The 12233-nt window shown below is 68.6% G+C and carries 10 protein-coding genes and 1 pseudogene; 8 read left to right on the top strand and 3 right to left on the bottom strand.

Annotated features, from left to right (window positions below; translation table 11 throughout):
* Positions 1-325: 325 nt before the first annotated feature.
* Complete coding sequence (locus ASD79_RS15105; protein ID WP_056723065.1) at positions 326-3160, bottom strand: TonB-dependent siderophore receptor; 2835 nt, start codon at positions 3158-3160, stop codon at positions 326-328.
* A 704-nt stretch (positions 3161-3864) separates the two neighbouring features.
* The gene (locus tag ASD79_RS15100; RefSeq protein ID WP_056723008.1) at positions 3865-6000 is read right to left on the bottom strand and encodes a transglycosylase domain-containing protein; all 2136 of its coding nucleotides are present in this window, start codon (positions 5998-6000) and stop codon (positions 3865-3867) included.
* A 54-nt stretch (positions 6001-6054) separates the two neighbouring features.
* Between ASD79_RS15100 and ASD79_RS15095 the strand changes: the two genes are divergently transcribed.
* The 4 genes from ASD79_RS15095 (at position 6055) to ASD79_RS15080 (ending at position 9441) form a co-directional block, all read left to right on the top strand.
* Positions 6055-6540, top strand: coding sequence for a YcgN family cysteine cluster protein (locus ASD79_RS15095; RefSeq protein WP_156400526.1), 486 nt, complete (start codon positions 6055-6057; stop codon positions 6538-6540).
* Positions 6541-6790: 250 nt separating this feature from the next.
* Positions 6791-7657 (top strand): hypothetical protein, encoded by an 867-nt coding sequence (locus tag ASD79_RS15090; protein WP_056723006.1) that lies wholly within the window; start codon positions 6791-6793, stop codon positions 7655-7657.
* Between the two features lie 187 nt (positions 7658-7844).
* Positions 7845-8306 carry a hypothetical protein gene (locus ASD79_RS25180; RefSeq protein WP_235524465.1) on the top strand — a complete coding sequence of 154 codons (462 nt, stop codon included), beginning with the start codon at positions 7845-7847 and terminating at the stop codon, positions 8304-8306.
* Positions 8245-9441 carry a DNA-packaging protein gene (locus tag ASD79_RS15080; protein ID WP_235524464.1) on the top strand — a complete coding sequence of 399 codons (1197 nt, stop codon included), beginning with the start codon at positions 8245-8247 and terminating at the stop codon, positions 9439-9441. The genes ASD79_RS25180 and ASD79_RS15080 overlap by 62 nt, the downstream gene beginning before the upstream one ends.
* A 4-nt stretch (positions 9442-9445) precedes the next feature.
* Here ASD79_RS15080 and ASD79_RS15075 read toward each other — a convergent pair whose 3' ends face one another.
* The gene (locus tag ASD79_RS15075) at positions 9446-9910 is read right to left on the bottom strand and encodes an endonuclease domain-containing protein (protein ID WP_056723003.1); all 465 of its coding nucleotides are present in this window, start codon (positions 9908-9910) and stop codon (positions 9446-9448) included.
* A gap of 121 nt (positions 9911-10031) precedes the next feature.
* On the opposite strand from ASD79_RS15075, the gene ASD79_RS15070 reads away from it, so the two are divergent.
* The 4 genes and pseudogenes from ASD79_RS15070 (at position 10032) to ASD79_RS15060 (ending at position 12136) form a co-directional block, all read left to right on the top strand.
* Positions 10032-11174, top strand: a complete 1143-nt coding sequence (locus tag ASD79_RS15070) for a phage portal protein (RefSeq protein WP_056723002.1) — start codon at positions 10032-10034, stop codon at positions 11172-11174.
* A 178-nt stretch (positions 11175-11352) separates the two neighbouring features.
* Positions 11353-11598 (top strand): hypothetical protein, encoded by a 246-nt coding sequence (locus ASD79_RS15065; RefSeq protein ID WP_056723001.1) that lies wholly within the window; start codon positions 11353-11355, stop codon positions 11596-11598.
* 6 nt (positions 11599-11604) lie between these two features.
* Positions 11605-11700: pseudogene (locus ASD79_RS25175) on the top strand (hypothetical protein); the annotation flags it as partial.
* A gap of 16 nt (positions 11701-11716) precedes the next feature.
* Positions 11717-12136 carry an HK97 family phage prohead protease gene (locus ASD79_RS15060; RefSeq protein ID WP_056723000.1) on the top strand — a complete coding sequence of 140 codons (420 nt, stop codon included), beginning with the start codon at positions 11717-11719 and terminating at the stop codon, positions 12134-12136.
* The last annotated feature ends 97 nt before the right edge of the window (positions 12137-12233 follow it).

The raw sequence follows: 12233 nt of genomic DNA, 5'->3' as shown, positions 1-12233 counted from the left end.
AGGCCAAAAACTGTCACCCATCCAACCGGGCTAAATCGTCACCTCTCTATCCGCTGGACAGGGGCCCGCCGCGCAGCGGTGGGAGGGTGAGGGGTCACGCTCTCACCACTCATCTCAAACGCCCTGCCGGCACGCCGTCTGACGGTGTAGCCCCTCATCCTCCCACGCCTGCGGCGCGGGCCCCTCCTTCTCCCCTCCGGGAGAAGGTTCTAGGCGGGCTTCTCCGCCGTCGCCGCCCTTGCCCCGCCCAAAGAAAAAGGGGCCGCCCTTGCGGACGGCCCCTCTATCTCATCGGGATCGCACGGATGATCCCGTACGCGAGATCCTAGTACTTCAGGCGGACGCCCACCCGGAAGTAGCGGCCCACGATGCCCGACTGCGAGTAGGTCGGGTTCCAGTTCACTGCGGCGTAGTTGGCCGGGTTGAACATCGGGCCGGCGTCGAACAGGTTCATGACGTCGGCGTAGACGCTGGCCTTTTCGGTGACGTCGTAGGCGCCGGTCAGGTCCACCGTCGTGAACGACTTCACGCGGCAGTAGAAGTCGGAGTCGCCGTACAGGCAGCCGTTGGCCGCGCTGTCGTCGATTTCCCGCATGCCGCTGACATAGTTCATCGTGCCGGTCACGTGGATGGGACCGTGCTCGAAGGTGTTGCTCCACGACAGGCGGTTCTTCGGAGTACCGGCGCCCGACGACAGGGCGTAAGGCGCTTCCTTGCCGACGTAGTTATAGGTCGTGCCGTCCTGCGTGTACTTGAAGTCGAACAGGGTGGTGGCGTCGAGGTTGGTCGTCCACTTCACGTCGTAGGGCAGGTAGAAGCTGGCCTGGACGTTGAGGTCCAGACCGCTGGTCACCAGCGAGTCGGCGTTGATGTAGGGCGAGGCGACCGAGAGCACGCGGCGCGGGGCGGTCGGGTGATCGGGGTCGACCGCGTCGGCGATGATCGTGTAGCCGGCCGGGATGGCTTCGCCCGCGTAGTAGGCGTCGAGCGCCGCGCCCGGAGCGGCCTGGGCGATCACGTCGTTCTTCTTGATGTGGTAGTAGTCCAGCGAGACGCTGAAGTTCCGGGTCGGGGCCCAGACCGCGCCGAAGGTGTAGCTGGTCGACTTTTCCGGCTTCAGGTCCGGATTGGCCGTGGTGATCAGCGAGAGCGAGTAGTCCTTGGTGTACTCGTTTTCGCCGTGGGCGGCGCGGAAGGCGTCGTACTGCGCGTCCTGGAACGAGAAGGTCGTGAAGCCCTGGGCGGCGGAGTCGCCCGATTCCGAGAAGCTGGGGGCGCGGAAGCCCTTGGAGATCGTGCCGCGCAGCGCGATTTCCTTGGTGGGGCTGAACTTCACGCCCAGCTTCGGCGAGAAGTTGTCGCCGAAGTCGGAATAGTGGTCGTAGCGACCCGAGACGTTGACTTCCAGTTGCTCGACGATCGGCATGCCCAGCTCGGCGAAGGCCGAGGCGACGGTGCGGTTGCCGATGGTGCGGGCGTTGCCCAGGCCTTGAGCGTCGTTGACCGGGTTCAGGGCCGGGTCGTTGGTGGCCTCGTAGCGGAACTCGCCGCCGAGACCCAGCTGGGCGTCGCCGCCCGGCAGGGAGAACACGCTGCGCGAGGCCTGGACGCTGATCGAGTCGAGGTCCGAGGTCGAGGTCTTGGCCAGGGCCGGCGACAGGGCCTTGCGGGTCGCGGCGCTGTTCTTGGACGGGTCGATGAAGTTGTACGAGCCGTCGGCGATCACCTTCATCAGGTTGTCGTAGCTGACGAAGCCGTTCAGCGAGCTTTCCAGCCAGCCATGGGCGATCACCAGGTTGGCCTGGTAGTCCCAATCATAGGCCGAGCCCTTCACGCCGCCGACCATGCGGGCCATGCGGTTGGTGTATTGCGAGTTGGCCGGCAGGTCGCTGAAGCGGTACTTGATCAGGGCGTATTGGCCCTGGGCCGCGAACGGGTTGTTCGGGTTCAGGCTGCCGTCGGTCAGGGTGATCGGCAGGACCAGGTTGCTCAGGTTGTGCGGGGTGCTGGACGAGATGTTGACCGGCGTGCCGGTGACCGAGGTCTTGCTCTGCACGAAGCTGCCGCTGAGGTAGGCCTCGAGGTTGTCGTTCGGCTTGATCGTGAAGCGACCATAGGTGGCGATGCGCTCCTGCTTGGGCTGAATGTCGCCGAAGGTGGCGATGTTCTGGGCGCAGTAGGAGCCGATCGACTGGCCGGTGGCGTCGTCGATGCGGTCGTCGACGGTCAGCGGAGCGTCGGCGGCGCAGGGGCGCAGCGGACGCCATTCGTTGCCCGCGCCGCCGATCGCCTGGCCGCTGGCCAGGTTGCCGGCTTCGGTCAGGAAGGCCGGCTTGACGTTGCCGTAGAAGGTGCTGCCGCCCGCTTGGGGATTGTTGTTCTGGCCGCCGGGGATCGAGGTCAGGTCGTTGGTGTTGAACGGGAAGCCGCGCTGGTCGATGCGGATGCGCTTGTCCAGCTGGTACTCGAAGTCGGCGTACAGGTTGTACTTGTCGGTATCCAGGTCGCCGTGGCCGATGTCGGCGCTGAAGCGGTACTGGTCGCCGCCGCCGTGCTCGCTGGCGCCGATCGAGGCGTCGGCGCTCATGCCCTGGTAGTTCGACTTCATGATGATGTTGACCACGCCGCCGATGGCGTCGGCGCCGTACAGCGACGAGGCGCCGTCCTTCAGGGTCTCGATGCGCTCGACCGCGTTGAACGGGATCGAGTTGAGGTCGACGAACGCCTTCTGGCCGTCATCGGCCAGCGGGTAGTTGGCGTTGCGCAGGCCGTCGATCATCACCAGGGTCGAGTTGACCGACAGGCCGCGCAGCGACACGCCGGTCGAGCCGGCGGCGAAGCCGTTGCCGAAGGCGGCCGGGATCGAGCCGGAGTTGTCGGCCGACAGGCTGCGGATCGCGTCGGCGATCGTGGTGATGCCCTGGGCCTTCAGCTGTTCGGTGGTCTGGATGGTGACCGGCGACGGGGTCGCGGTGTCGGTGCGGCGCAGCAGCGAACCGGTGACGACCACGGCTTCGACTTCGTTATCGGCCGGGGCGGTGGCGACCGGGGCGGTCTGGGCGGGTTGCGCGGTCTGGGCGTTGGCGGCGAAGCCGGCGAAGGCGACCCCCACCATCATCGTCGTCGCGAGCAGGCGCCCGCGTGTGATCTGGAATTTCATGTCCGGTCCCTCCGAGCGCGCGGGCTTGGGGTCGATCGACCTGCCCATCCGCGGCCCTGTCAGCTTCAGGTTTCCCGAGCGCCCCCGGGAGGGCTTCGGTTGCGTTTGGGATAGGCCGCTTAAGCTGTCAGTCAACGGCCGAGGTGGTCGTGTAATCAATATGTCTTGAACTGTCACATCCAAGCAACGGCTCCGCTTGAATGGGGCGTGATTAAGTCATTTTAGTTTCTTGGGGGAAATATGAAGGCAAAGATAACGACGATATGTAAACTTGGCCGTAGTATCTTGGTTCGCGGAACGCTGTAACCTTATCGATACCATTACATATCGGTAAGTATTTGAACGGGTACCTCATCGAAAGTCGATATGGTTTCGGCGAAGCTCGATGATTCGAGCCGCGGCGAGGGCCGGCCGGAGCGCCGGCGACCAGACGGCGAGGGGCGCGCGCCCGTCCGACCGACCCGGCCAAATGGGGCGCGGGCGGCGACGCGAGCGTGTGTCCCCGGTGTGTCCTTGGCGCCCCTAGGGCGTGATGATCTTGAACTGAACCGCCCACCCCATTCCGTTTCCCCGGCGAAGGCCGGGGCCCAGATCATAGGGTGGAGCGTTCGGGTCATCGTCCAATACGACGGCTGAACCTGGGCCCCGGCCTTCGCCGGGGAAACGGATCCAAAATGGCGATTCTGCCGTGAATCATCACGCCCCTAGTAGGGCAGCTGTTCCGGCGGCGGGGACGGAGCGGGCGTCTCCGGCTCGGCGGTCGGCTCCAGCTCCGAGGCCGCGCGGGCGAACTCCGCCGACAGGGTCTCGTAGAAGCCATTGCGCGGGTCGGGCGAGGACTGCGGCGCGGGGTCGGGCAACAGCCAGGGGAAATCCTTGACCGCCAGGCCCTCGTGGGCGCTGAGCATGAACCGCCGCCAGATGCTGGCCGGGATGTCGCCGCCGACCACCTTGTTCATCGGCCGGTCGTCGTCGTTGCCCACCCAGACGCCGGTCACGTAGTCGGGGGTGAAGCCCACGAACCAGGCGTCGCGCCAGTTCTGGCTGGTGCCGGTCTTGCCGGCCGCCGGCCAGCCGAAGGCGGCCCGCTTGGCGGTGCCGACCTCGACGACCTTCTTCATCATCTTGACCATCATGCTGGCCTTGCTGATGTCGTAGACGCTGACCGGCGTGGCCGGGACGGTGTGGCTGAAGATCGGCGTGCCGTCCTGGGTGGCGATGCTCTCGATGACATAGGGCTCGACGCGGTTCCCGCCCTGCTGGAACACCTGGAAACCCGAGGTCAGCTGCAGCAGGTTCACCTCATAGGCCCCCAGCGCCACCGACAGGTCGGGGTTGGACGGCAGGCTGGTGATCCCGAACCGCCGGGCCAGGTCGCCGATCGCCGGGCCGCCGGCCTCCTGGGCCAGCTTGACGGCGATGGTGTTGATCGAATTGACCAGGGCGGCCTGCACGGTCATCGGACCGCGATAGCCGCCGGCGTAGTTCTCGGGCGCCCAGTCGCCGAACCGCACCGGCTCGTCCACCCGGATGTCGGTGGGCAGCACGCCCTTCTCCAGGGCGGCGGCGTAGACGAACGGCTTGAAGGTCGAGCCCGGCTGGCGGCGAGCCTGGACGGCGCGGTTGAACGGGCTTTCGATATAGTCCGTGCCGCCGACCATGGCCCGCACGGCCCCGTCGGACGACAGCGACAGCAGGGCCGCCTGGCGGGCCCCGGCGCTCTCGCCGCCCAGCCGGATCGCCTCGCGGACGGTCTCGACGCCCACGTGCTGCAGGCGCGGATCGATGGTCAGGCGCACCACCAGGTCGGGGGCGTTCTGGCCGGCGATGCGCACCGCCTCGGTGGTGGCGTAGTCCAGCACCCAGCCGTAGTCGCCCTCGTCGGCCACGGCCAACGGCGACAGGCGCGGGGTGTCGTCCAGGGCCTGGCTCTCCTGCTCGGCGGTGATCCAGCCCTCCTTGCGCATGTTGGCCAGGACCAGCCGCGAGCGGGCCAGGGCGCCGCTCATGTCGCGGGTCAGGGCCAGGCGCGAGGGGGCCTTGGGCAGCGAGGCCAGCAGAGCCGATTCCGACAGGGTCAGGTCGCTGGCCGGCTTGCCGAAATAGGTGCGGCTGGCCCCGTCGACCCCGAAGGTGTTGGCCCCGAAGAACACCCGGTTCAGATACAGCTCCAGCACCTCGTCCTTGGTCAGCACCTGCTCCAGCCGGTGGGCCATCAGCATCTCCTGAAGCTTGCGCTTCACGGTGCGGTCGGGGGTCAGGAACAGGCCCTTGGCCAGCTGCTGGCTCAGGGTCGAGGCGCCTTGCACGGTGCGGCCGGCCCGCTGGTTCACCCAGGCCGCGCGGACGATGCCGTACGGGTCGACGGCCCCGTGCTTGTAGAAGCGCTTGTCCTCGGCGGCCATGAAGGCCAGCGGCAGGTAGTTGGGCACGGCCGCCAGGGTGATGCGCTGGCCGTAGCGCGGGCCGCGGCTGGCGATCACCTGGCCGTTGCGGTCCTCGAAGCGGATGCCCGGGGCGCGGTTGACGGCGAACAGCGCCTCGCGCGACGGCAGGGTCGGGGTGTCGCGCAGGTATTTCCACCACACATAGCCGGCCCCGCCGGCGGCGCCGGCCAGGCCCAGCAGCACGACGATGGCCAGGGTCCACCAGATCCACCGGCGTTTCTTGGCCTTGGCGTGCTTCAAATCCGCGCGGAACGGCTCCTCCGGCTCGGGGCGGGGCGGGGGCTGCGGCGGCGGGGAAGGCGGCGGCGCGGACCCGAATTGCGGCGGCGGCGCGGGCTTGGGGCCCCCGTCCTTGTCGTCGAACCGGTAGGGCGGCAGCGTCCAGTCGTTCACGTCGGCCCCATGGTCCCGTTTGGTATTGGCGGCGATTGGGTTTAGGACGCCGGGATCATGGCGCGCAAACCTTTCTGGGAGACGAAGTCCCTAAACCAGATGACTGTCCCCGAGTGGGAGAGCCTATGCGACGGCTGCGGCCTTTGCTGCCTGGTTCGCTTCGAAGACGAAGACACCGGCGAGATCATCCCCACGCGGGTGCATTGCCAGCTGTTCGACGAGCACCGCTGCACCTGCAAGGACTATGCGAACCGCCGCAAGACCGTGCCGGACTGCATCAAGCTGACGCCGCACAATATCGAGAACCTGGAATGGATGCCGCCGTCCTGCGCCTATCGCCGGCTGCACGAGGGCAAGACCCTGCCCAATTGGCATCCGCTGATCACCGGCGACCGCGACAGCGTCCACAAGGCGGGGATCTCGGTGCGCGACCAGACGGTGTCTGAGCTGTCGTTCGTCGACGCCGAGGACGCCATGGACTTCGTGGCGACCGACCTGATGTACGACAAGAGCGACGTGGACTACGACCCGGAGGATTGAGGGGGCGGCTACCTGAAAATCCAAAATCATCCCGTCCCTCCCCCTTTCGGGGAGGGTGGCCCGCGTAGCGGGTCGGGTGGGGGATCGGTGCAGGGCGTCCTTGCGGCGTTGAAGCCCCACCAGGAACAGCGTCAAGGGCCTGGACGAGCTGAAGGCCCTGTCGCCGATCAAGGCGGGACGCGGTGGCGGGGTAGGGGCGCGAGATCGCTTCGGTCTTGCGCCAAGCGCTGCTGTCGCGTCTTCTGGACGCATGGGGCGCCTCAAGTATTTCCGTCTGATGTTCGTCGTCGCCTTCAGTCTGCTGGCGACGAGTTGTGAGCCAAAGCAGGACAAGCCGTTCCAGCCCTTTCCGACCGGATCTGGCTGGGTCGACATGTCGCGGCCGAACTGCGGGGCGGGCTATGCGGCGTTCGAGACGTACGCCAAGCGGCACGCGTGGGGGCTTTCGGGCTATGAGGCCGTGCAGCCGACGACCGCCGCCACCGATCCAACCCGGCCAACGCTGTGGGCCAAGGTGAAGGTTTACGCCCTGGAGGGCTCCGGTGAGCTCTACATCTTCACCCGCTTTGGCCATCCGGCCCACCCGGCGGTGCTGATCAAGTCGCTGGTCATGACCACCGAAGGCGCGTCCTGGTCGGTGGTCGGCTGCCCGTGGGGGCCGCGTCACGGCTACCAGCGCTTCGCGACCGCGTCGCGGATGCTGTCCGACGGATTCATGGGCGAGATCGAGCAACGCCCCTCGCCGTTCGACCAGGTCACCTATCCGCTGGGCCAGAGTTCAGAGGAGAACGAGGAGGTCCACGTCCGGACCGCCGCCCAGGTGATCGGGGCAGTGGCGGATCGCGCCGTGGCCCTGAAGGCGGACCAGCGGTTCATGACTACCCTCTATGCCTTCACGAAGCTGGACAACGGCATGGCGGCCCTCAACCTGACCTGGATCAACGAGCCGGCCTCCGGCGCCGACCGCTACGCGATCATCGACGCGGCAAGGGTGAGCTATCAATCCAATGAAGGGCCGCGCGCCACGGCGGCCTGGTGCGGCGGGCCGGACGGCAAGCGCACGCCCGGCTTTTGCGCCACGGCCGCCAAGGAGACGGCGTTCTGGCTCAAAGACTGAGCCGCCGAGCCAAAATGATTGGTCCATTCGATGCCTGGCGGACCCCTTCACGGGGATAGAGCGCCGTCCGTCCTCGGCGGCTGGCGTGCGAACGCCAGCAAAATCAACGCCCTAAACTTTCTCGACCCAAACTTATCAGCGGCGCCCGCTGCTCCCGTATCTTTGTGTCATGGCCGGGAGAAGCGAGATGAGCCCCGAAGAGCGGATGCGAGCCAGCGACGTCGAGCTGGTCCAGGTGCATGTCGACAACGTGCGGCGGATCAAGACCGTCGCCGCCCAGCGCTCCGAGACCGAGGTCAACACGCTGGTCGCCGGCGCCGGCCTGGCCAGCCGTCGCCTCAGCGGCGCCCTAGCGATGAGCCGCAAGGGCGTGGCCGACCAGGTCAAGGTCGCCGACGCTTCGGCGTCGAAGGCTCCGGCCGCCAACGAGAACGACATCGACGCAAACCCGGAGATGGAAATGGATGACGACTCTGGTCGAACCCCCGAGCGGGTGGAAGAAGTTCGCGCCGAAATCCGCCGCCGACTGGCGCTGGTTGGCGACGCCCGAGAATCTAAATCTCTGGACCACGGAAGCGCCGTGGTCGGTGGTGGAGCGCTGCCTGGCGGCGTGGCGACCGCCGCAGACGCACCAGAAACCCCCGCCTGACCCCTGGACCACCTGGCTGTTCCTGGGCGGTCGCGGCGCGGGCAAGACCTTCGCCGGGGCGTCGTGGATCGCCGGGCTGGCGACGGGCCCTTGCAACCTGGCCCTGGTCGGTCCCACCTTCCACGACGTGCGCGAGGTGATGGTCGAGGGGCCTTCCGGCATCAAATCGCTGTTCCCGGCCGGCGAGCGGCCGCGCTGGGAAGCCACCCGCAAGCGTCTGGTCTGGAAGAGCGGCGCCGTCGCCCAGGCCTTCTCGGCCGAGGATCCCGACAGCCTGCGCGGTCCGCAGTTCCACGCCGCCTGGGCCGACGAGTTCTGCGCCTGGCCCAAACCCGCCGAGACCCTGGCCATGCTGCGGTTCGGCCTGCGCCTGGGCCAGGACCCTCGCCTGGTGGTCACCACCACGCCCCGGCCGATCCGCGCCCTGCGGGCCCTGATCGCCGAGCCGGGCACAGCCCAGACCCGCGCCCCGACCTCGGCCAACGCCGACCATCTGGCGCCGGCCTTCCTGAGCACCCTGCAGGGCTTGTACGGCGGCACGCGGCTGGCCGCCCAGGAGCTGGACGGCCTGATCGTCGAGGGCGAAGGCGGGCTGTTCCGGGCCGAGGACCTGGCCCGCTGCCGGGGCGCGCCGCCGGCCGCCTTTGACCGGGTGGTCGTGGCGGTCGACCCGCCGGCCACCGCCACGGGCGACGCCTGCGGCATCGTGGTCTGCGGCCGGTTCGACGGCCGGGCCTTCGTCCTGGCCGACCGCACGGCGCGCGGCCTGTCGCCCCACGGCTGGGCCCGGCGGGCGGTGGAGGCCGCCGTGGCCTGGAACGCCGACGCGCTGGTCGCCGAGGCCAACCAGGGCGGCGACATGGTCCGCGCCGTCCTGGCCCAGGCCGCGCCGCCCTGCGCGGTCAAGCTGGTCAAGGCCTCGATCGGCAAGCGGGCCAGGGCCGAACCGGTGGCGGCCTTGTACGAACAGGGCCGTGTCGTCCACTGCGGCGCGTTCCCGGCCCTGGAGGAGGAACTGATGGCGCTGGGGTCTGGGGACCTGGGCCACAGCCCGGACCGGGCGGACGCCCTGGTCTGGGCGCTGAGCGAGCTGATGCTGGGGGTGGGGAGGCGGCCGCGGTTGAGCGTGCTTTGAACGTTCACGACACTCCCCCCTCCGTCGGCTTCGCCGACACCTCCCCCACAGGGGGAGGCATGCCAGTACCGAACGCCTCCCCCTGTGGGGGAGGTGGCCCGAAGGGCCGGTGGGGGGAGTGTTCGGCAAGGTCCGACCGTATGGCGGCGACCGCGATGTCTACCGACTCCAATACCCACCCTGCCGGGATCCGAAGCGTGCGGATCCCACGGTCCGCCATCCAGGCGTCCCGCACCGCGTCGCGCTCCGGCTGATCGCCCATGTCGTGGGCGCAGTCGTCCACCTCGACCGCCAGGCGCGCCGCGCCGCAGAAGAAATCGAAGACGTAGGGACCCATCGGATGCTGTCGGCGGAATCTCAAACCGTCGAGCTGCGAGCTTCTGAGGGCTGACCACAGCAAGCGTTCGGGCAGAGACATATCTTTTCGAAGTTCGCGGGCCTTGGTGATGAAGGCCTTGGGTTCTCGCATCTTGTTTCACTCCCCCCACCGGCGCTTCGCGCCACCTCCCCCACAGGGGGAGGCGTTGGTTATGCCATTGCGCACCCATAGCATGTTCTCTATTTGTTCTCAACTTCCGCGAGGCCCTCCCATGCCCCTGTTTCGACCCCGCCGCCCGCCGGAGACCAAGGACTCCCGCGCCGCGCGGCTGATCGCCATCACCACCGCCGGCCGGCCGCGCTGGACGCCGCGCGACTATGCGGCCCTGGCGTCCGAGGGCTTCGCCAAGAACCCGATCGCCTATCGCTGCGTGCGGATGATCGCCGAGGCCGCGGCGGCCGTGCCGCTGGCCGTGTTCGTTGGCGGCAAGCGCGCCGACGACCATCCGCTGCGCCAACTGCTCCAGGCCCCCAACCCCGAACAGGGCGGGGCCGACCTGATGGAGGCGTTCTTCGGCCACTTGCAGGTGGCAGGGAACGGCTATCTGGAAGCCTCTGGCGACGCCGTCCCCACCGAGCTCTACGCCCTGCGGCCCGACCGGATGACCGTGGTGCCCGGCCCGCGCGGCTGGCCGCTGGCCTATGACTACCAGGCCGCCGGCCGCACGGCGCGGATCGGCCGCGACGCCGCCGGCTGGCTGCCGGTGCTGCACCTGAAACTGTTCAACCCCACCGACGACCACTATGGCTTTTCGCCGCTGGAGGCCGCGGCCTTCGCCATCGACGTCCACAACGCCTCGGGGGCCTGGAACAAGGCTCTGCTCGACAATTCGGCCCGACCGTCCGGGGCCCTGGTCTACGCCAACCGCGAGGCTGGCGACCGGCTCTCCGCCGAGCAGTTCGAGCGGCTGAAGGCCGAGCTGAGCGACGCCCACGCCGGCACGGCCAACGCCGGCCGGCCGCTGCTGCTGGAGGGCGGGCTGGACTGGCGGCCGATGTCGCTGACCCCGGCCGACATGGACTTCATCGCCGGCAAGCACGCCGCCGCCCGCGAGATCGCCCTGGCGTTCGGCGTGCCGCCGCAGCTCCTCGGTATCCCCGGCGACGCGACCTACGCCAACTATCGCGAGGCCAACGGGGCGTTCTGGCGGCACACCGTGGTCCCCCTGGCCGAGCGGGCGGCGCGGGCGCTGTCGGCGTGGCTGGCGCCGAAGTTCCCGGACGCGCGGGTGGGCTGTGATCTCGACGCTGTGCCGGCCTTGTCGGCCGAGCGGGATGCGCTGTGGGCGCGGCTGGAGGGGGCCAGTTTCCTGACCGACGACGAGCGGCGGCGGCTGGCGGGGCTGGAGGGGTAGCACGATCCAGATCCTCCCCCTGTGGGGGAGGTGTCGGCGAAGCCGACGGAGGGGGGCGTGATCGGCCGATGGCCGAATCCACGATCGACCTTCCGAAAACGCCCCCCACCGGCCTTCGGCCGCCTCCCCCACGGGGGGAGGACCTTGTCTCATCGGCCGACGGCCCAGGAGATCCCCCATGACGACAACCACCAACCGCTGGCGCTTCGACCGCCAGATCTCCGTCGCCCTGCTGGTGACCGTGGCCTTGCAGGCCGCCGCCGCCCTGATGTGGGCCGGGCGGGCCTCGGCGCGGATCGACGACCTGCGCCAGCGCCTCGACGCCCAGGCCCCGGTCGCCGAACGCCTGGCGCGGCTGGAGACCCAGGCCGACGCCACGCGGGCCTCGCTGGCCCGGATCGAGACCAAGCTGGACCGGCCGTAGAGCGAAATCCTCGTCCTTCGACAAGCTCAGGATGAGGACTTCGAATGCAATCGCCGCGCTGGAATTAGCCCTCATCCTGAGCTTGTCGAAGGACGAGGGCGGACCACGGAGCCCTTACATGTCCGAAGACCTCCCCATCGAAGGCCACGCCTCGCTGTTCTGGACGCGCGACCTCAACGACGACGTCACCGCCGCCGGCGCCTTTCAGGCCAGCCTGGCCCGCACCAGCCCGGCCGGCGTCAAGATGCTGCACCAGCACGACGACGCCGAGCCGGTCGGGGTCTGGGACGCGATCGTCGAGGACACCAAGGGCCTGTTCGTCCGTGGGCGGATCCTGCGCACGACCCCGAGAGGCCGCCTGGTCGCCGCCCTGGTCGAGGCCGGGGCGCTGGACGGCCTGTCGATCGGCTTCCGGGCCGTGAAGGCGAGACCCGACGACACCGGCCGCCTGCGGGTACTGCGCGAGGTCGAGCTGTGGGAGGTGTCGATCGTCACCTTCCCGATGCTGCCGGGCGCGCGGCTGAAGCGCGTCGGCTGATCCCATTCCTCCCCCTGTGGGGGAGGTGTCGGCGGAGCCGACGGAGGGGGGAGTGATCCCAGCCCTCCAAAACTCCCCCCACCGATCGCTTCGCGAT

The organism is Caulobacter sp. Root655 (assembly GCF_001427665.1).
Classification (GTDB): domain Bacteria; phylum Pseudomonadota; class Alphaproteobacteria; order Caulobacterales; family Caulobacteraceae; genus Caulobacter.
Note: the sequence above shows the minus strand (reverse complement) of the source record. Positions and strands in the feature narration are given on the sequence as shown.

What these genes read in the sequence shown, in the direction of transcription:
- ASD79_RS15105 (WP_056723065.1), bottom strand. Translation starts at nt 3,160, where the DNA reads ATGAAATTCCAGATCACACGCGGGCGCCTGCTCGCGACGACGATGATG.
- ASD79_RS15070 (WP_056723002.1), top strand. Translation starts at nt 10,032, where the DNA reads ATGCCCCTGTTTCGACCCCGCCGCCCGCCGGAGACCAAGGACTCCCGC.
- ASD79_RS15060 (WP_056723000.1), top strand. Translation starts at nt 11,717, where the DNA reads ATGTCCGAAGACCTCCCCATCGAAGGCCACGCCTCGCTGTTCTGGACG.
- ASD79_RS15065 (WP_056723001.1), top strand. Translation starts at nt 11,353, where the DNA reads ATGACGACAACCACCAACCGCTGGCGCTTCGACCGCCAGATCTCCGTC.
- ASD79_RS15075 (WP_056723003.1), bottom strand. Translation starts at nt 9,910, where the DNA reads ATGCGAGAACCCAAGGCCTTCATCACCAAGGCCCGCGAACTTCGAAAA.
- ASD79_RS15090 (WP_056723006.1), top strand. Translation starts at nt 6,791, where the DNA reads ATGGGGCGCCTCAAGTATTTCCGTCTGATGTTCGTCGTCGCCTTCAGT.
- ASD79_RS25180 (WP_235524465.1), top strand. Translation starts at nt 7,845, where the DNA reads ATGAGCCCCGAAGAGCGGATGCGAGCCAGCGACGTCGAGCTGGTCCAG.